Origin of the sequence: Pseudomonas sp. SbOxS1 (assembly GCF_013416725.1) — a bacterium.
Lineage (GTDB): Bacteria > Pseudomonadota > Gammaproteobacteria > Pseudomonadales > Pseudomonadaceae > Aquipseudomonas.
Map to the genome: position 1 here is coordinate 386,781 of NZ_JAAVXC010000007.1, position 18,816 is coordinate 405,596.

At 61.7% G+C, this 18,816-nt stretch carries 14 protein-coding genes; 9 read left to right on the forward strand and 5 right to left on the reverse strand.

Annotated features, from left to right (window positions below; translation table 11 throughout):
- Together HFK74_RS12045 and HFK74_RS12050 are read left to right on the forward strand one after the other, a co-directional pair.
- A complete protein-coding gene (locus HFK74_RS12045; protein ID WP_180203693.1) occupies positions 1 to 1,329 on the forward strand; it encodes a TolC family outer membrane protein in 1,329 nt (442 codons plus the stop codon).
- Positions 1,330 to 1,880: 551 nt separating this feature from the next.
- Positions 1,881 to 4,991 carry an Ig-like domain-containing protein gene (locus HFK74_RS12050; protein ID WP_257230300.1) on the forward strand — a complete coding sequence of 1,037 codons (3,111 nt, stop codon included), beginning with the start codon at positions 1,881 to 1,883 and terminating at the stop codon, positions 4,989 to 4,991.
- A gap of 186 nt (positions 4,992 to 5,177) precedes the next feature.
- On the opposite strand, the gene HFK74_RS12055 is transcribed toward HFK74_RS12050, so the two are convergent.
- Positions 5,178 to 5,537, reverse strand: coding sequence for a DUF6124 family protein (locus HFK74_RS12055; RefSeq protein ID WP_180203694.1), 360 nt, complete (start codon positions 5,535 to 5,537; stop codon positions 5,178 to 5,180).
- A gap of 375 nt (positions 5,538 to 5,912) precedes the next feature.
- Entirely contained in the window at positions 5,913 to 6,608 is a 696-nt protein-coding gene (csiR, locus tag HFK74_RS12060; RefSeq protein WP_257230301.1) for a DNA-binding transcriptional regulator CsiR, read from the reverse strand.
- 191 nt (positions 6,609 to 6,799) lie between these two features.
- On the opposite strand from csiR, the gene glaH reads away from it, so the two are divergent.
- The 3 genes from glaH to gabD all read left to right on the forward strand — a co-directional run bounded on the left by glaH (position 6,800) and on the right by gabD (position 10,572).
- The gene (gene glaH, locus HFK74_RS12065) at positions 6,800 to 7,777 is read left to right on the forward strand and encodes a glutarate dioxygenase GlaH (RefSeq protein WP_180203696.1); all 978 of its coding nucleotides are present in this window, start codon (positions 6,800 to 6,802) and stop codon (positions 7,775 to 7,777) included.
- A 64-nt stretch (positions 7,778 to 7,841) separates the two neighbouring features.
- Complete coding sequence (gene lhgO / locus HFK74_RS12070) at positions 7,842 to 9,110, forward strand: L-2-hydroxyglutarate oxidase (protein WP_180203726.1); 1,269 nt, start codon at positions 7,842 to 7,844, stop codon at positions 9,108 to 9,110.
- Positions 9,111 to 9,123: 13 nt separating this feature from the next.
- Entirely contained in the window at positions 9,124 to 10,572 is a 1,449-nt protein-coding gene (gabD, locus tag HFK74_RS12075; protein WP_180203697.1) for an NADP-dependent succinate-semialdehyde dehydrogenase, read from the forward strand.
- Positions 10,573 to 10,766: 194 nt separating this feature from the next.
- On the opposite strand, the gene HFK74_RS12080 is transcribed toward gabD, so the two are convergent.
- From HFK74_RS12080 to HFK74_RS12090, 3 genes are all read right to left on the reverse strand, one after another.
- Complete coding sequence (locus HFK74_RS12080) at positions 10,767 to 11,435, reverse strand: TetR/AcrR family transcriptional regulator (RefSeq protein WP_180203698.1); 669 nt, start codon at positions 11,433 to 11,435, stop codon at positions 10,767 to 10,769.
- 82 nt (positions 11,436 to 11,517) lie between these two features.
- Complete coding sequence (locus HFK74_RS12085; RefSeq protein WP_180203699.1) at positions 11,518 to 11,955, reverse strand: thioesterase family protein; 438 nt, start codon at positions 11,953 to 11,955, stop codon at positions 11,518 to 11,520.
- Positions 11,952 to 13,103: an iron-containing alcohol dehydrogenase gene (locus tag HFK74_RS12090; protein WP_180203700.1), complete on the reverse strand. Its 1,152-nt coding sequence runs from the start codon at positions 13,101 to 13,103 to the stop codon at positions 11,952 to 11,954. The genes HFK74_RS12085 and HFK74_RS12090 overlap by 4 nt, the downstream gene beginning before the upstream one ends.
- Positions 13,104 to 13,403: 300 nt before the next feature.
- Here HFK74_RS12090 and HFK74_RS12095 point away from each other — a divergent pair, with 300 nt between their 5' ends.
- The 4 genes from HFK74_RS12095 to HFK74_RS12110 all read left to right on the forward strand — a co-directional run bounded on the left by HFK74_RS12095 (position 13,404) and on the right by HFK74_RS12110 (position 18,560).
- Entirely contained in the window at positions 13,404 to 14,843 is a 1,440-nt protein-coding gene (locus HFK74_RS12095; protein ID WP_180203701.1) for a hypothetical protein, read from the forward strand.
- A gap of 4 nt (positions 14,844 to 14,847) precedes the next feature.
- Positions 14,848 to 16,305, forward strand: coding sequence for an acyl-CoA reductase (locus tag HFK74_RS12100; RefSeq protein ID WP_180203702.1), 1,458 nt, complete (start codon positions 14,848 to 14,850; stop codon positions 16,303 to 16,305).
- Between the two features lie 58 nt (positions 16,306 to 16,363).
- On the forward strand, positions 16,364 to 17,422 hold the full coding sequence (locus HFK74_RS12105) for an NAD(P)-dependent alcohol dehydrogenase (protein WP_180203703.1): 1,059 nt from the start codon (positions 16,364 to 16,366) through the stop codon (positions 17,420 to 17,422).
- 130 nt (positions 17,423 to 17,552) lie between these two features.
- Positions 17,553 to 18,560, forward strand: a complete 1,008-nt coding sequence (locus HFK74_RS12110) for an NAD(P)-dependent alcohol dehydrogenase (RefSeq protein WP_180203704.1) — start codon at positions 17,553 to 17,555, stop codon at positions 18,558 to 18,560.
- Positions 18,561 to 18,816: the final 256 nt, after the last annotated feature.

An 18,816-nucleotide genomic window follows, 5' to 3' on the forward strand; every position in this document is an offset into this window, starting at 1 on the left:
ATGGACCGTCATTGCCTATTCTTCTGCCTGCTGGGGCTTTCCCTGCCGACCTGCGCCATGGACCTCAAACAAGCCTGGGACCTGTTGCAGTACCAGGGGCCCGTCTACCGCGCCGCCGTGCATGAAAAAGCCGCCGGCGAGGAAAACCGCGCCATTGGCAAGGCCGGCCTGCTACCGCAGATCAGTGCCTCGGCCTACGACAACAAGGTCAATGGCACCCAGCGCCAAAGCGGTGTCGAAAGGGATCTGGACTACGACTCCAAGGGCGCCAACGTGCGCCTGCGCCAGCCACTGTTCAACAAACAGAAGATGGCCGAGTACCGCCAGGGTCAGCAACGTGCCGACTACAGTGTCGCGGTGTTCGATGCCAAGACCCAGGACGCCGCGGTGCGCCTGGCCGAAAGCTATTTCGACGTGCTTCTGGCGAGCGAAACCATCGTCCTGGCCAAGGCCAAGTTGAGTGCCTTCGATGAGCAACTCGCCTCGGCGAAACGGCGCATGGAGCTGGGGGCCGGCACCGTCACCGACATCGACGAGTCGGTCGCTCGCCGCGACCTCGCCGAGGCCGAACTGATCGAAGCGCAGGACAACCTGGTCAACGCCCGCCGCCAGCTGGAGGAATACATCGGTGAGACTCCCGAATCGCTGACCACCTTGCAGCCGAACTTCGATACACCACCGCTGCTGCCGAGCAACCTGCAGGACTGGCTGGTCAAGGCCCAGGCCGATAGCCCGCTGATCATCGCGCGCCGTTACAGCAGCGACCTCGCCGCAGAAGAAGTGAAGCGCGCCAAGGCCGGCCACTGGCCAACACTGGATTTCGTTGCCGGCTACACCGCGGGCGATAGCCAATCGATCTCCGAGTTGAATCAACGCAACCGCTACGGCTCGATCGGCCTGGAAGTCAATCTCCCGCTGTTCAGCGGTGGAGGCGTCAGCGCGTTGACACGCCAGGCCAGTGCCAATAGCTACAAGGCCCAGGACGAACTCGACGCCACACGGCAGGAGGTCATCTCCGGAACCACCCGTGAGTATCAAGGTGTGCAGAGCGGCGCCAAGCGTGTTCGCGCGCTGGAGAAGGCAGTGGCGTCCAACGAACGCTCACTGAGTTCGACACGCAAGGGCTTCAAGGAGGGGGGCACCAGCACCAACTCGGACGTCCTCAACGCTGAAGAACTGCTCTTCGTTGCGCGCCACGATCTGTTCGAAGCCAAGTTGCGCTACTTGATGTCGCGCCTGCGCCTGGCCTCTTCGGTGGGCAGTCTTGGCGATGACGATATCGATCAAATCAACGATTATCTAGGTCCTGAGCTACTGGTCAGTAACTAACTTTTTCCTGCCGGCCGGTCGAGCCAGGCGATGGCTGACCGGCGCTACACCCCCGGAGCAAATTTTTCATATTTGCCCGACTCCGACTCGCCTTCGGCACCCCGGCCTGCACGCCACTTTTCACCAGGTGGCGAGCAATGTCCAGGCACCCCACATCGCGCCATGAGTCCCGTACTTCCTGCCTATACAGGCCAAACATCTGTATCAGAACACAGTTACCGGCGAAGCCTGAAAAGCAACCTGCCCGGTCGACTCCGTGCCGGATCTGGTCGGCAGCATCGAGCGCGGCCTGGCCAAAAACGGTTGGTAAAACAGGGCCGCCACTATCAACATGAATGGGGCATTACACCCACTTAAGGGGAAATTCCCCCCCAAAGTTGAGGAATATCCCCCAGTAACATTTCTGTCGTTTTTAACAATTAAAACAACTCATTAATTAATTTGAACTTTTTTTTCGCCCTGCTGTAGTGGCTCGTTAGTTGCTCCATCCCTTCTACCCGCAACATCGTCCCGGACTTGGAGACGGCGGGGCATCACGCGAGGGGAGAAAAATGAAACGTGCAACACCACCCTGCTATTCCATTGACTTGCTGCGCAGGTCCAGCTTGCCCTGCGCGATGCTCCTGACCCTGGCCACAGCCGATGCCGCGCCGCTCGACGATGTCAGCCAGCCACCCCCGACAGACCCCTCGGCGTATACCAATCCTCCAGCCGACCCACTGGCCGCTGCGGCCGCGCTGGAAGCCTTGAAAACCATGCCGCCGACCAACCAGGGCGCGATCGCCCTGCCCAACGGCGTGTATGGCGACCGCAACACCCCACGTGCCGAGAACGTTCTGCCGCCAAGCCTGCAGACATCGTTCAAGATCCCCACCAACGGCAAGCCCAGCCCGTTGTTCGGGGCCCAGCCCTTCACCCAGCAATTGCTGTTGTTCGAAGAATTCGGCACGGAAAAACTCGACCCGACGCTGCCCGCGCCGCCACTGAAATTCCCGGTACCCCTTGCCGGCCCGGCGCCGGCCCAGGACCCGGACAGCATCGCTCGCAGCGGCCCGTCGAAGGCGGCACTGGAAGCCTTCATGCGCCAGCCCGGGCTTTACCCGTTTCCGTCGCAGTACTCCAACGTGCTGGACCGCAACCCGTGGAAATCGCAGATCGAAGCCTTCCTCAACCGCCATCCGGTAGGTTCGCCGGCCGAGGGGCGTCCGCCTGGAAAGGGTTGGTCGCATCAACGCTGGAACGAGTTCTACCCGCAGGCCGCCTTCAAGACCGTGCAAGTCGGCGCGCGGATCAACACCGGCATGCGCGACCGCCGACAATTGCACAACTACGCCGTCGGTGAGTTCGGGCCTGGCGGGCTCTACTACCAGACCTCGGACATCCCGACCACGACCGGCACGACCAAAGGTATCGACACCCGTTTTCACCCCAACATGCCGATTCAGAACCACAAGGCGCTATGGACCTTCGACGGCACCTTCCCGGCCAAACTGCTGATGGTACGTTATGGCCAACCGGTGCTGATGCGTCACTACAACGCCCTGCCGATCGACCCGTCGGCCAACATGGGTTTCGGCCTGCACACCCTCAGTACCCACGAACACAACGGCCACACCCCGGCCGAAAGCGACGGCTATACCAATGCGTTTTTCTTTCCCGGGCAGTACTACGATTATCGCTGGCCGCTGCAACTGGCCGGCTACGACACCATCAACACCACGGCTGCAGATCCACGCGCGGCGTTCCCTTGCGCACCGGGCGAAACGTTGTACGTCAACGACGCCAGTCCCGGTCTCAAGACCTGCAACAACGGCTCGATCAAGATCCGTGGCGACTGGCGCGAAACCATGAGCACCCACTGGTTCCACGACCACATGCTCGATTTCACCGCACAGAACGTCTACAAGGGCAACGCGGTGATGATGAACTACTACAGCGCCCTGGACCGTGGCAACGAAGCGCTTCAAGACGGCGTCAACCTGCGCCTGCCCAGCGGCTCGGCCATGCCATGGGGCAACCGCGACTACGACGTCAACCTGATGGTCGCCGACAAGGCCTGGGACAAGAACGGCCAACTGTGGTTTAACCCGTTCAACACCGACGGCTTCCTCGGCGATCAGATCCTGGTCAACTGGCAGTACCAACCGCGCCTGAAAGTGCGCGCACGCAGTTACCGCTTCCGCATTCTCAACGGCTCGGTGTCGCGCTACTTCCGTTTCGCCCTGGTACGTGAAATCGCCGGCACCGGTGGCGAATTCCCGGGGCCTGCAGGTTCCGGCCTGTCTTATACCCGCGTGCCGTTCCACCTGATCGCCAACGACGGCAACCTCATGGAACACGCCGTGCCGTTCGACGGCAGCATGGACCTCGATGGCGACGGCGATACACAGGACCACAACGCCATCCTGCCGACCCAGGGCATCGCCGAGCGTTTCGATATCATCGTCAACTTCGCGAAAAACGGGATCAAGACCGGCGACAAGCTGTACTTCGTCAACCTGATGGAGCACCAGAACGGCAAGGGCCCGGAGAGCGTACCGCTGAGCCTGGCCGATGTGCTGTCCGGCAAGTACAAGGCGGTGCTCAAGCTGGGCAGCAAAGGGCTGGAATGGGACATGGGCGACCCGGTGGTGGGCAAGTTCATGCAGATGGTCGTGCAGCCTTATTCCGGCCAGGACCTGAGCATGAACCCGGCCGACTATGAACCGGCCAAACCGGGCAAGCCGGCGGGCAAGAAAATGATCCCGCTGACCCTCGATCGCGATAACCCCACCGACCTTGCCAAGCTCAACGTGGCGCGGCATCGCGAGTTCATTTTCGGCCGTTCCGACGGCACCGACGAAGAACCGTGGACCATCAAGACCGACGGCGGCTTCGGCTACAGCATGGACCCACGCCGGCTCGCCGCCGCCCCGCAACTGGCCAACGGCCCGACCGATGGCGGCTACAGCGGCGACGGCACCCTGGAGGTGTGGAAAATCAGGAACGGCGGCAACGGCTGGAACCACCCGGTGCACGTACATTTCGAAGAAGGCATTGTCCTCAACCGCGACGGCAAGGCACCACCGGAATGGGAAAAGTGGGCGCGCAAGGACGTGTATCGCATCGGTGAAGGCATCGACAGTTCGACGGACGTGGAAATAGCCATCCGCTTCCGCGAATTCGCCGGGACCTACATGGAGCACTGCCACAACACCCAGCACGAAGACACCTCGATGTTGCTGCGCTGGGATATCGAGAAGCCCGGCCAGTTCCAGTTGATGCCAACGCCCCTGCCCGGCTGGGACGGCGTCACCTACGTGAACTCTGCGGCGCTGCCGACCTTCCGCACCGGCGCCAGAGATGACGACAACGAAGGCCAGAACCAGAAACCGATCGCCAAAGCCGACAGCGCCGTCAGCAACAACGGCAAGCCGCTGATCATACAAGTCCTGGCCAACGACACCGACCCTGACGGCAATGTGCCGCTCAAAGTAGTGGGTCTAGCGCAGCCGGACTCCGGCAAGGGCTCGGTCAGCACCGACGGCTTGCGTGTGGTCTACACACCACCGGCCACAATCGCCGCGCCGTTTACCGCGACCTTTACCTATCAAGCCAAGGATACCAAGGGCGCGGAGTCGCCACCGGCGACGGTGACCGTGGCGGTCTCGGCAGCCCGCTGACGGATGTCAGCCCACACCACCGTCGCCGGCTTGAGCGCGACGGTGGCAAAGGGGCGACCGAAAGTTCGCGAAAGCGTTTTCACATCCGCAAAAGATCGCAGCGTGCGGCAGCTCCTACAGAAAATACGCAATCCCCTGTAGGAGCTGCCGCAGGTTCGGGCCGCGTTCGGACGATCTTTTGATCTTCTATTCCCGCGGATCAATCCGATCCAGCGCCCGGTTCACCGCCAGCTCCCCCAGCATGATGACTTGCGCAATCCCCAGCAGGGTATTGCGACTCGTCCCCTCCGTACGATCCGCCAGATCCAGGGTCATGACATTGGCCGAAGCCAGAGACTCACAGGCGTGGGCCAGCAGGGTTTCGACATCGAGTTCAGGGTTGACGATGAACATGCTGCAGAGTTTGCGCGGCGTGGCCTTGATATCGGCGGTCGAGGGGAAGTGATAATCGAGGGCGCGTTCGGCGGCTTCGTTGAGTTTGTTTGAGTGGGGTTCATACGGGGATGCCGGATCGTTGTCTGGCGGATTGGGTGACGGCTTCTTCATCTGCTGAGTTTTCCTGATGATGTGCCAACCCCTCTTGCGACTAAACGAAAGGGGAGGCAACTGCACGCAGGTTAGTCGACCGGCAAACTCAGCAAACCGGCGCGCCCGAGAGCGCCCTACGTACAGCTACCATCAAGTACAGGCAATGAAAGACCTGCATGACAGATGCACGCACAACTGAGTTAACACGGGCGACTAAACCCGATCACTGATGGGCAGTGACGCGAATCAAGTTACCGAGCGGCCCCAGGGCGCACAAGCCGGCGGATTCTGGCGTAACCGTAGGCAACGGCGCAAGAAGTTGTGGCTTTCATCAAGTAACCGCAAAGGTCGTTAAACAAGCTCCCCCGGAGGATGTTTAACGACCTCGATCACTCAGGCTTTCCCCCACTCATCCCGCTGCATCACCTCAACAATAATCGGCACCGGCGTCATCAAATGGCTTCGCATCATGCTTGTCGCTCGATCGGTATCGCGGGCCAAAATGGCCTCAACCAACGCCGCATGCTCCTTACGCTTCAACGCCAGTGCCTCTTCGGAGAACACCGTTTGCGTCAGCCACAAATGCCGATACCGCTCAGCCTGGTCGAACAGATAGGTACGCGCCTGCAGCAAATGCCTGGAGCCGCAACCCGCCGCAATGGCGCTGTGGAAAGCCTTGTGTCGTTCATCCCAGACGTCGAGCACTTTCTCGCGGGTGGTCACGTCCATGACTTTGGACAAGGTGTGGGACTGGGCGAGGATCTGTGCTTCCCAGGCGTCATCACCGCGCTCGATGGCCAGGCCGACGATCATGGCTTCAAGATTGGCGCGGGCGTCGTAGATGTCCTGCATCTCTGCCAGGGACATGGGTGCGACCCGGTAGCCTTTCTGGCTGATGACCACCACCAGGTGCTCGGCGACCAGCTGTGACAGTGCTTCACGCAGCGGCCCGACCCCCAGGTCGTAACGCTCCTTGAGCCCGCTCATGAGGAGTTTTTCACCGGGCTTGAAGGTGCCGCGGATGATGTCCAGCTTGAGCCGCTCATACCCACTGAACGCAGAGTTGAGCCTGGGGGTGAGGCTTTCCAAGGTGCTGCTCCAAAACGTGCCAAACATCCATCATACCCAAACATCTATCAGACGAAAAACAATCCACAAACGCAAGTTTTGTCGTCTATTTATAAAAATGTAGACATTTTTAAATTGTGGCGATATTTTTCATCTGCCAGATCCAGAGACAGCTGGAAGGCGCCTTTCATTCCCTTCTGCCCGGAGTTGCCATGAACGCCTTTACGCAAATTCAGGACCTTGTGATGCCACTGCCATCGGAAACCAAGGGTTTCACACTTGGCCCTTCCAGCCAGTCGCCGCGCCTGCTTGAGCTGAAATTCGCCAGGGAAACCGTCGACGCGTTCGTCAAGGCCGTGGCGGAGTGGCCGGTCCAGGCCCTGGAGTACAAGTCGTTCCTGCGCTTCCGGGTTGCCCAGATCCTTGACCAGCTGTGCGAAGGCACCCTGCGCCCGGTGTTGATCAACACCATCCTCGACCGCGCCACCGGCGGCATGTTGATCACGCCTGAAGGGTTGGACGACGTGTCCCAGGCCGATGACATGGTCAAGTTCTCCTCGGCAGTCGCCCACCTGATCGGTCGCTCCAACTTCGATGCCATGAGCGGCCAGTTCTACGCGCGCTTCGTGGTGGTCAACACCGACAATTCCGACAGCTACCTGCGTCAGCCACATCGGGTCATGGAACTGCACAACGACGGTACCTTCGTCCAGGAGCGCACCGACTACGTGATGATGATGAAGATCGACGAGCAGAACATGGAAGGCGGCAACTCCCTGCTGCTGCACCTGGATGACTGGGAAGATCTGCATCACTACTACACCCACCCGTTGGCCCGCCGTGAAATGCGCTTCACCGCACCACCGAGCAAGAACGTGCGCGAAGACGTGTTCCATGCCGTGTTCGACAACGATGCCGAAGGCCGTCCGACCATGCGCTACATCGACCAGTTCGTGCAGCCCAAGGATTTCGAGGAAGGTATCTGGCTGAACGCCCTGAGCGAATCCCTGGAAGGCAGCTCGCAGAAACTCTCGGTACCGGTGCCGGTCGGCAGCTTCGTGCTGGTCAATAACATGTTCTGGCTGCACGGCCGTGACCGCTTCACCGCGCACCTGGGCCTGCGTCGTGAGTTGATGCGCCAGCGTGGCTACATCAGCTACCAGAAAACCCTGTACCAGCGCGGCCAGTAAGGTCTGCCAGGCGTGACGGTGCTTCCAATAAAAACGTAATCCAGGTGGGTGCAAGCGAATGGCTGTGTACGACTTCATCATCATCGGTGGCGGCATTGTGGGCATGTCCACGGCCATGCAATTGGCGCAGGTTTACCCGGACGCAAAAATCCTCCTGCTGGAGAAAGAGTCCGGCCCGGCCCGGCATCAGACCGGTCACAACAGTGGCGTGATCCATGCCGGCGTCTACTACACCCCGGGCAGCCTGAAGGCGCGTTTCTGCCTGGAAGGCAACAAGGCCACCAAGGCCTTCTGCAACAAGCACGGCATCCCTTATGACGAGTGCGGCAAGCTGCTGGTGGCCACCAACGAGCTGGAAATGGAGCGCATGCGCGCGCTGTGGGAGCGCACCGCCGCCAATGGCATCAAGCGTGACTGGCTGACGGCCGCCGAGTTGCGCGAGCGCGAGCCGAACATCGTCGGCCTGGGCGGTATCTTCGTGCCTTCAAGCGGTATCGTGAACTACGCCCAGGTCACCGCCGCCATGGGGCGCGAATTCGAGGCCGCCGGTGGCGAGATTCGCTACAACAGTGAAGTGGTTGCCATCGATGAACGTGCGGATGAAGTGGTGGTACGCACCCATGACCAGGAGCACCACGGCAGCTTCCTGATCACCTGCTCAGGCCTGATGGCCGACCGCGTCGTGCGCATGCTCGGGATCACGCCGAACTTCATCATCTGCCCGTTCCGTGGCGAGTACTACCTGCTGCCCAAGCAGCACAACCAGATCGTCAATCACCTGATCTATCCGATCCCGGACCCTTCCATGCCGTTTCTCGGCGTGCACCTGACCCGCATGATCGACGGCACCGTCACCGTGGGTCCCAACGCGGTGTTGGCCATGAAGCGCGAAGGCTATCGCAAGTCCGATTTTTCGCTGTCCGACATGTTCGAGACCCTGACCCACCCGGGCATTCTCAAGGTGCTGAAGAACAACCTGCGTCCCGGCCTGATCGAGATGAAAAACTCGCTGTTCAAGGGCGGTTACCTCAAGCAAGTGCAGAAATACTGCCCAAGTATCAGCAAGAGCGACCTCACCCCCTACCCCGCCGGTGTCCGCGCCCAGGCGGTGTCGCTGGACGGCAAACTGATCGACGACTTCCTGTTCGTCAACACCGCTCGCAGCGTCAGTGTCTGCAATGCCCCGTCGCCTGCCGCGACCTCCGCCATCCCGATCGGTGCGTACATCGTCGACAAGGTCGGCGAACAACTCATCCGCTCTGGCGCCAGTTTCGCCAAACCCGCCAGCTCCACTCGGCCCGCCCCTGTGGCGGCCTGCGTCGCAACCCGATAACGAGGAATCAAGCGTGCAACTCAAGGATCCGCAACTGTTCCGCCAGCAAGCCTATATCGACGGTGCCTGGGTCGATGCCGATAACGGCCAGACCCTCAAGGTCAACAACCCCGCCACCGGTGAAATCATTGGCAGTGTGCCAAAGATGGGCGCGACCGAGACCCGTCGAGCCATCGAAGCCGCGGACAAGGCGTTGCCGGCCTGGCGTGCCCTGACCGCCAAGGAGCGCGCCAACAAGCTGCGCAAGTGGTTCGACCTGATGCTGGCCAACCAGGAAGACCTGGCCCGCCTGATGACCCTTGAACAAGGCAAGCCGCTGAGCGAATCCCGTGGTGAAATCGCTTACGCCGCCTCCTTCCTGGAGTGGTTCGGCGAAGAAGCCAAGCGCGTCTATGGCGACATGATCCCCGGTCACCAGGTCGACAAGCGCCTGATGGTGCTCAAGCAACCGATCGGCGTTACCGCGGCCATCACGCCATGGAACTTCCCTTCGGCGATGATCACCCGCAAGGCTGGTCCGGCCCTGGCGGCCGGCTGCACCATGGTCCTCAAGCCGGCCTCGCAAACCCCCTACTCGGCCCTGGCCCTGGCGGAGCTGGCCGAGCGCGCCGGGATTCCCAAAGGCGTGTTCAGCGTGGTCACCGGCAGTGCCGGCGAAGTCGGCGCCGAGCTGACCGGCAACCCGCTGGTGCGCAAGCTGACCTTCACCGGCTCCACTGAAATCGGGCGCCAGCTGATGGTTGAGTGCGCCAAGGACATCAAGAAAGTCTCGCTGGAACTGGGCGGCAATGCCCCCTTCATCGTGTTCGATGACGCCGACCTGGACGCTGCCGTCGAGGGCGCGCTGGTCTCCAAGTATCGCAACAACGGCCAGACCTGCGTCTGCGCCAACCGCCTGTACATCCAGGATGGCGTGTACGATGCCTTCGTCGAAAAACTCACCGCCGCCGTGGCCCGGTTGAACATCGGCAACGGCCTGGAAAACGGCGTTACCACAGGCCCCCTGATCGACGCCAAGGCCATGGCCAAGGTCCAGGAGCACATCGACGATGCCGTGGGCAAAGGGGCTCGCGTGGTGGCCGGCGGCAAGCCGCACGCCCTGGGCGGGACCTTCTTCGAGCCGACGGTGCTGGTCGATGTACCGCGCAACGCCGCCGTCGCCAAGGAAGAAACCTTCGGTCCGCTGGCACCGCTGTTCCGCTTCAAGGATGAGGCGGATGTGATCGCCATGGCCAACGATACCGAATTCGGCCTGGCCTCCTACTTCTATGCCCGCGACCTGAGCCGTGTGTTCCGCGTTGGCGAAGCGCTGGAGTACGGCATCGTCGGCGTCAACACCGGGATCATCTCCAACGAAGTGGCGCCGTTCGGTGGCATCAAGGCCTCGGGACTGGGCCGTGAAGGCTCCAAGTACGGCATCGAGGACTACCTGGAAATCAAGTACCTGTGCATCGGTATCTGAGTATGTTCAGTTAAGCGTGGGGTCCCACATTTGTGGCGAGGGGATTTATCGAAACGTCGCACCGCCCCGTTCGGCTGCGAAGCAGTCGTAAGTCCGCACAACTCGGTCTGCTTGTACGGACACTGAGGGCCGCTTCGCGGCCCAACGGGGATAAATCCCCTCACCACAAATTTCTTGCTCGCCTGGAAACTGTTTTAATTGCTCGAGTCAGTCAACATCCCGTGCAGCATCCGCGCCATCATTTTTGGCGTGTCCTTGTCGGTGAGGTAGCCCGGTCTTTCCAGCAGCATGGCCCGTGGCAGTGCCGACCATGTCTGGTAAACCATGAACTCGGCCTTTTCCCGGTCCTTCACCGTGATTTCACTGGCGAAGCGCTTCATCAATGCCGAACTCGCCGTGGCGGTCCAGAGTTGCTTGGCCTTGACCACATCCAGTCGCACCAGCTCGTCATAATGGGTGGAGCGCACACTGAACGCCGGGTCGAACAGGGTTTTCTTGTGATGGGCGGCCAGTACGGCCCGCAAGGCCAGCAAAATCCCGTCCATCAGCGTGGTGCCAGGCGGTAGCGCCATGATGTCGGCGTAGAGCCCGATGCGCGCTTCCGTGCGGTAATCATCAAACACCGCAGCGATCAGCGACTCCATCGTCGGGAAGTACTCGTAGATCGAACTGATCGCCACCCCTGAGTCTTCGGCCAGGCGAATGGCGCTCAAGGCATCGCGCCCCTCGCTTTCGAGAATCTGCCGACCGGCCTGCTTCACCGCCGTGACCAGCGCGATCGAGCGCGCCTGCCGAGGTTCCTTGCGCGGCTGGGCCGGGACTTCGACCTGCACGCCCGGCTTGTCGGAGGTTGGTTTGATCATGCTGTCCTCTCCAGAATGCTGCTCGTTGCCACTGTGGCAGAACCGGCAAGCAGCACACTGGAGTATGACCGAGCCGGCTCGCTTAGTCAGCGAGTCTGGCGAGTGCGGAGCGCACCGTTGGCGGGATGGGCACCGAGGTGTTGCTGGCGCGGTCGACATACACATAGACGATATGGGCCGCTGCCGCCGCTACCTGTTCATCGTTGCGAAACAGCGCCAGCTCGTAGCGTGCGCTGCTGTTGCCCAGGCGGGATATTTTCATGCCGACGGTGATTTGGTCGGGGAAGCCGATGGACGAAAAGTAGTCGCACCCCGAATTGACGATCAAGCCGATCACCGGGCTGTTGGTTATGTCCAGGGTGCCCTGTTCGACCAGGAACGCGGTGATCGCCGACTCACAGTACGAGTAGTAGACCACGTTGTTCACATGCCCGAAGGAGTCGTTGTCTCCGAAGCGCGTGGGCATCGAGGTGAAACGGCAAAACTCGTCCCGGCATGGGCGCTTGGCCTTGTTGCTCATAGAATCTCCTTGTAGATCGCGCGCACATCGGCCAGGCAGAGTTCCCGGGGATTGTTGCCGAGCAGGCGTTGCTGCTTCATCGCATCGATCGCCAGCGCCTCGATGTCTGACTCGACGATGCCCAGGTCACGCAAGCGGGTCGACAGCCCCAGCTCACCGGCCAGGGAGCCGAGGTAGTTGGCCAGGGCAGAGGCTTTCTCCCTATCGCTACCCAGGACGCCAGGCAGGACGATATCGGCCAGTTGCGCATACAGCGGCGCCACCGTCTCGAGGTTGAAGCGCATCACCGGCCCCAGCACCAAGGCATTGGAAAGACCGTGGGGTATGTGGAAACGGGCGCCGAGGGGATACGCCAGGGCATGCACCGCCGCCACCGGTGCGTTGGCGAACGCCATGCCCGCCAGGCAAGCACCGAGCAACATGTTCTCCCGCGCTTGCAGGTGGGTACCGTCCACGCACGCCTGGAACAAACTGCCGGACAACAGGCGCAGCGCCTCTCGCGCCAGGCAATCGGAAATCGGGTTCTTCAGGTGCCTGGTGGTATAGGCCTCTATGGCATGCACCATGGCATCGATACCGGTGGCTGCCGTGACGTGCGGTGGCAGGCCAAGGGTCAGTTCGGCGTCCAGCACCGCCAGGTCGGGCAGCAGCATCGGCGAGTAAACCACGTTCTTTTCACCGGCACCGGTGGTCACCACCGACACCGACGTCACCTCCGAACCAGTTCCTGCGGTGGTCGGCACCAGGATCAGCGGCAGGCGCGGGCCCTTGGCCTGGTTGATGCCATAGGCTTGAGCCAGGGACTCGCCACTGCACGCCAGCAGCGCGGCCAGCTTGGCGGCATCCAGCGAACTGCCGCCGCCGAGGCCCACCACGCAATCGGCGCCACAGGCTTTGGCGGCATCCACCGCGGCCAGGATCACCGACTCCGGCGGGTCGGCCTGTACCTGGGAAAACACGCTGACGGCGATCTCCTGGCCCTCGATGCCTTTGATCACCGCATCCAGTAGCCCGGCCGCGATAACCCCCGCATCGGTCACCAACAACACCGACTTGCAGCCCTTGGCGCGAACATGATCGGCGAGGCGGGTTGAAGCACCGCGTTCGATGATCATTGATGGCGTGGTCTGAAATACCATTTTCAACATGGAAGCCTCGCAAATAGTGGTCTGAGTGGCGGTTCTCTACCCCATCGCAAGGGGTGAGAGAGACCGAGTGTATGCCAGCCAATTTGCTGTTCGCGCCTGAAATCCGGCCCTCCACCGCGAATTCGGAATGGCCTGCACGGGCACTGCTGAACTTCATGTTTTTTTCTTGTTTTTCAACAACTTAACAAATCAATGAAAGTGCTTGAATCCGGAATAAAACCCGGCTCGTCCTCCCCATACTTGGCCCACACCCTCCCCCCGGCCTCGCCGGTTCCCACTAGTCGAGTAGCGAGCCAGACAATGCCCACTGCACAACTGTCGATAGAACAAAAAACCCAGCAGCTGCTGAACAACCCGGCAGAATTGGTCAACTATTCCCAGCAAGCCTGGAACCATTTGCCCCGCGCCGAAATCGACGCGCTACAGCTCAACGCCCTCAAGCAACGCTTCGCCGAACTTCGCGAACGCATACCGGTACTCAAGAAACTCGCCGACGCCCAAGGCGTGGACAACATAGAGCAGCTCGACGATGTGGTGCCGCTGTTGTTCGAACACACCGTCTACAAGTCCTACCCACCCTCGTTGCTGGAGAAACGCAGCTTCGGCCAGATCAACAAGTGGCTTGGCAAACTGGTGACGCCAGAGGTGGCCGAAGCCATCGCCGCGGTCAACGTCAGTGATTGCCAAGGCCTGGATGACTGGTTCGAGACCATGGACGAAGGCGTGCCGCAACTGCGCATCAGCCACACCTCGGGCACTTCCGGCACCCTGTCGTTCCTGCCCCAGGGCGTGCATGAGTGGGATAAATTCGCGCAACTGCGCAAGATGATGGTGTGGAACATGGAAGGCCCGGACACCCCGGAGCCCAACCTGCACACGATCTACCCTTACTACCGCAAGGGCTACCTGAGCCATGTGCGCGTCCATGCCGCGATGATTCCAGCGCTGTTGCCGCACGAATCGCATTTCCATGCGGCGTACCCGACCACCCTCAGCACCGACGTGCTCCACCTGGGCGCCAAGCTGCGCGCGGCACAGTCCAAAGGTACCCTCGACCGCCTGGTGATCAGCCCGGAACTGCTGGAAAAGAAGAAGGCTTTTGATCAGTTGCAGGCCGAGATGCCCCAGCACCTGGCGACCTTCTTCGATCACATGTCCACCCAGCTCAAGGGCCAGCGCGTGTACATCGGTGCGACCTGGAACCTGCTGCACAGCATGGCCAAGGCCGGCCTTGCGCGCGGCCTGGAAGGTGTCTTCCACCCTGACTCGTTCGTGCACACCGCCGGTGGCGGCAAGGGTGTCGTGCAACCCGACGGCTGGCGTGAAGACGTGCTGCGATTCACCGGTGCCAAGACCCTCAACGAATCCTACGCCATGTCCGAAATCGTCGGCGGCGCCCATGCGCGTTGTGAAGAGGGGCATTTCCACTTCGCCCCCACTGTCATCCCCTACCTGCTCGATCCAGAGACCAGCAAGCCGCTGCCGCGCCATGGCCGCGTGACAGGTCGTGCCGCCTTCTTCGACCTCGGCGCGGAAATCCGCTGGGGCGGTTTCATCACCGGCGATGAGATCACCGTCGAATGGGACAAGCCATGCGCCTGTGGCCGGCCGAGTTGCTACGTGGTCGGGCCGATCCAGCGCTACAGCGAACTCAATGGCGGCGACGACAAGATCACCTGTGCCGCCACAGAAGACTCCCATCGCCAGGCGATGGATTTCCTCAACACATTAGAGGGCTAACCCCATGAGCAAACCTATTGCGCCAATGATCATCCGTGGCCAAGTCATCACCGACAACCTGATCGACGTAGGCGGTCGTGGCGGCGACCTGATCTTCCAGACCCCGGATGCGCACAAGTACATCGATCAGCTGCCGCTGGGTAACCCGGCCAAGCTGGCCGACCTGTATACCCTCACGTTCAACGACATCCTCGACTACGCCGAAGCCCTCGGTGAACGCCTGGAATTTCACAACAACCCCTACCTGCAGGAAGCCTGCGAGCTGTCCTACCTGACGGCGCCGGTCACCCCGAGCATGGTCAAGGGCAGCTACATGGGGCTGCGCCACATGCTCACCCGTGAGTCCGTCACCGAACAGGTGGAGAACTCGGTGGGGGTCAAATACCTGGAAGGCTGGGTCAAACAGCGCTTGATCGACGGCACCGAGCTGGATGTGCGCTGCTTCGGCGCCCGCACCCTGCATATCGTCGCCGGCAACGCGACCGGGCTGTCTTTGCTAACCATCCTGCGCAACATGGTGCTGCGCAGCGACGCGATCATCAAGGCGCCGTCCAACGACCCGTTCACCGCCCTGGCCATCGCCCGCACCATGGTCGAAATGGCGCCGGACCACCCGCTGACCAAACACCTGAGCGTCGCCTACTGGAAAGGTGGCGACCAAGCCTTCGAAGAGCGCCTGTACCAACCGCAGAATCTGGAGAAGATCGTTGCCTGGGGCGGCTTCAATTCCATGAAGCATGTCACCCGCTACATCCAGCCGGGTCTGGAGCTCATCTCCCTCGACCCGAAACGCAGCGCCAGCATCATCGGCAAGGGCGCGTTCGACAGCGAGGAAACCATGCGCGAGGCCGCCCTGCGCCTGGCCAGCGACATCGGTGCACTGAACCAGAAGGCCTGCGTGTGCGCCCGGGTGGTCTACGTGCAGAGCGGCACCGACGAGGCCGGCCTGGCGAACCTGAACACCTTCGGCCGCTATGTCTACGACGCCATGCAGACCTTGCCCAACACCCTCAGCACCGTACCTAAACGCTACGACCAGGGTCTCAAGGCCGAAGTCGACGCGCTGCGCCTGGATGATGAGTGGTACCAGGTGATCGGTGGCCAGGACGGCGAAGGCGCGGTCATTTGCTCGCAGCTTCCGGAGTCGGTGTCCTTTGCCGCCCGGCTCGACGACCGCACCGCCAACCTGGTGCCGGTCGATGACCTGCACGAGATGATGGATGCCGTGGATGCCTACACCCAGACCGTCGGCGTCTATCCGGAAAGCATCAAGGACGACCTGAAAGACATCCTGCCGCTGTATGGCGCGCAGCGAATCGTTTCGCTGGGCTACGCGGCGGGGCTGAAATGGGCCGGTCCCCAGGATTCCATCGAGCCGCTGCGGCGCATGGGCAAGTGGATCGTCAACCAGATCGCCACGCCGGAAATGACCCCGGCGCCGTGGTTGCGCCCTTCGATCTGACCTCCCGTCCCCCCGGCTTTTTGCCGGGGGGACGCATCGATTCCTACAGGACTTCTCCATGACTACTTGCCTGGGATTTGCCGCCCATGAGGCCCATTCCGCCCTTGCGCCGTTTCGTTTCGAGCGCCGGGCCCTGCGCGACGATGACGTCGCCATCGATATCGCCTACTGCGGTGTCTGCCATACCGATGCCCATCAGGTACACAACGACTGGAACAACACGGTCTATCCCATCGTGCCCGGCCACGAGATCGTCGGGCATGTGACGGCCGTCGGCCGTCACGTCAGCCGCTTCAAGGTCGGCGACCGGGTTGCCGTCGGGTGCCAGGTCGACAGCTGCCTGCAGTGCACGCCTTGTGCAGAACATCAGGAACAACTCTGTGCCCAGGGCCCGACGCCGACCTACAACGGCAAGGATCGTCACACCGGCGAGATCACCTATGGTGGTTATTCCGAGCATATCGTCGTGCGTGAGCAGTTCGTCCTGCGCATGCCCGAAAGCCTCGATCCACGCTTCGCCGCGCCGCTGCTTTGCGCCGGCATTACCGTGTGGAACCCGATGCGCCGCTACGGCGTGGGCCAGGGTTCGAAAGTCGCGGTGGTCGGCCTCGGCGGGCTGGGGCATATGGCGGTGAAGCTGGCGGTGGCGCTCGGTGCCGAGGTGACCGTGATCACCACTTCACCGGGCAAGGCCGACGACGCCCGCGCCCTGGGAGCCAATCACGTACTGCTGTCCAACGATGCACCGGCCATGTCGGCGGCGGCCAACGCGTTCGAATTCATCATCGACACCATTCCCAGCCGGCACAACGTCAACCCCTACCTGATGCTGCTGGGTCGCGAAGGCGTGCTGGTGCTGGTCGGTGCCATCGAACCCCTGGAACCCATCCACGGTGGCTTGCTGATCCGCAACAACCGCAGCATCGCCGGCTCGCTCATCGGTGGCATCCAGGCGATCCAGGAGCTACTGGATTTCTGCGCCGAACATCAGGTACTGCCCAGCTGCGAAATGATCGATATCAAGGACATCAACACGGCCTTCGACCGCCTGCAGAACAATGACGTGAAGTACCGCTTCGTGATCGACATGAGCAGCCTGCGCGACGTCGCACGGTAATGCAGTCCCACGCTGCGGTGCGCATCACCGCAGCGTCTTGTTGAGGCAATATACTCCTGGTGGGCGCGGCCATCGTTGAACGACAACAATCCGCGCTTTTGCCGTCTCACGGACTGACTCGAGGACCCTCATGAAAGCCATTCAACTGCTACATCCCGCTGGCCTGGACAACCTGCGCCTGGTCGACATGGCCGCCCCCGGCGCGCCCGCAGCAGGCGAGATCCAGGTGCGTATTCATGCCAGCTCGCTCAACTACCACGACCTCGGCGTCGTCACCGGCCACCTCCCTGCAGAAGAGGGTCGCATCCCCATGTCCGACGGCGCCGGCGTCGTCACCGCCGTGGGTGAAGGCGTGACGGAATTCGCCGTGGGCGACTGCGTGGTGTCTTGCTTCTTCCCCCACTGGCAATCGGGCCGCGTCGTGCCCACCACCTTCCAGACCGTGCCTGGCGATGGCGTCGACGGCTTTGCCCGGGAAGTGGTGAACATGCCCACCGAGGCCTTCACACTGGCGCCCAAGGGCTACACCCATGAAGAAGCCGCCACCCTGACCACGGCCGGCCTGACGGCCTGGCGGGCACTGGTGGTGGACGGTCGCATCAAGGCGGGCGACACCGTATTGGTGCTGGGGACTGGCGGGGTGTCCATCGCCGCCCTGCAAATGGCCAGGTCCATGGGCGCGCGGGTGATTGCCACGACTTCGTCGCAAGACAAGAAAGCACGCTTGCTGGAGCTGGGGGCCGATCAGGTCATCAACTACAAGGATCAACCCGAATGGGGTGACGCGGTGCTGGCCGCTACTGGCGGGCTCGGAGCCGACATCGTGGTCGAAGTGGGTGGCCCGGGCACGCTGCCGCAATCAATCCGCGCCTGCGCACCCGGCGGCCACATCGCGCTGATCGGCGTGCTCACCGGCATCAGCGGCGCCGTTCCAACCCTGGAATTGATGCGCAAGCAGCAGACCTTGCGAGGCCTGATCGTTGGCAGCCGCGAGCAGCAGCAAGACATGGTGCGCGCGCTGGAAAACTTCAGCTGGCGTCCGGTCATCGACAGCCGCTATCCGCTGGAGCGGATTGCCGAGGCCTTTGCCCACCAGATAGCCGCCACGCACTTTGGCAAGATCTGCCTGCAGTATTGAACGGGGTGATGGCAGCACTGTACCTGTAGATGCTCTGTTCCCGGTCAAGCTTTCAGCATGTCCCCAACCCACTGTGGGAGCTGGCTTGTCGGGCCGCCGCATCGCAGCGAAGGCGTCCTGACAGACGACCTGTTGTTTGTTGACGGAGTACATATCCATTCCTGCGGTAACGGCCACCTAGGGTTTCGCCCTTACGACGAGTCACTTGGAAGAGCCCCAAGTAACCAAGGGCTCTTGCCCCTGGCGTTCGGTGCCT

Coding starts and splice junctions, on each gene's coding strand:
- HFK74_RS12050 (WP_257230300.1), top strand. CDS start 1,881: ATGAAACGTGCAACACCACCCTGCTATTCCATTGACTTGCTGCGCAGG.
- HFK74_RS12055 (WP_180203694.1), bottom strand. CDS start 5,537: ATGAAGAAGCCGTCACCCAATCCGCCAGACAACGATCCGGCATCCCCG.
- HFK74_RS12085 (WP_180203699.1), bottom strand. CDS start 11,955: ATGAGCAACAAGGCCAAGCGCCCATGCCGGGACGAGTTTTGCCGTTTC.
- HFK74_RS12045 (WP_180203693.1), top strand. CDS start 1: ATGGACCGTCATTGCCTATTCTTCTGCCTGCTGGGGCTTTCCCTGCCG.
- HFK74_RS12110 (WP_180203704.1), top strand. CDS start 17,553: ATGAAAGCCATTCAACTGCTACATCCCGCTGGCCTGGACAACCTGCGC.
- HFK74_RS12095 (WP_180203701.1), top strand. CDS start 13,404: ATGCCCACTGCACAACTGTCGATAGAACAAAAAACCCAGCAGCTGCTG.
- HFK74_RS12090 (WP_180203700.1), bottom strand. CDS start 13,103: ATGTTGAAAATGGTATTTCAGACCACGCCATCAATGATCATCGAACGC.
- HFK74_RS12100 (WP_180203702.1), top strand. CDS start 14,848: ATGAGCAAACCTATTGCGCCAATGATCATCCGTGGCCAAGTCATCACC.
- glaH (WP_180203696.1), top strand. CDS start 6,800: ATGAACGCCTTTACGCAAATTCAGGACCTTGTGATGCCACTGCCATCG.
- HFK74_RS12080 (WP_180203698.1), bottom strand. CDS start 11,435: ATGATCAAACCAACCTCCGACAAGCCGGGCGTGCAGGTCGAAGTCCCG.
- HFK74_RS12105 (WP_180203703.1), top strand. CDS start 16,364: ATGACTACTTGCCTGGGATTTGCCGCCCATGAGGCCCATTCCGCCCTT.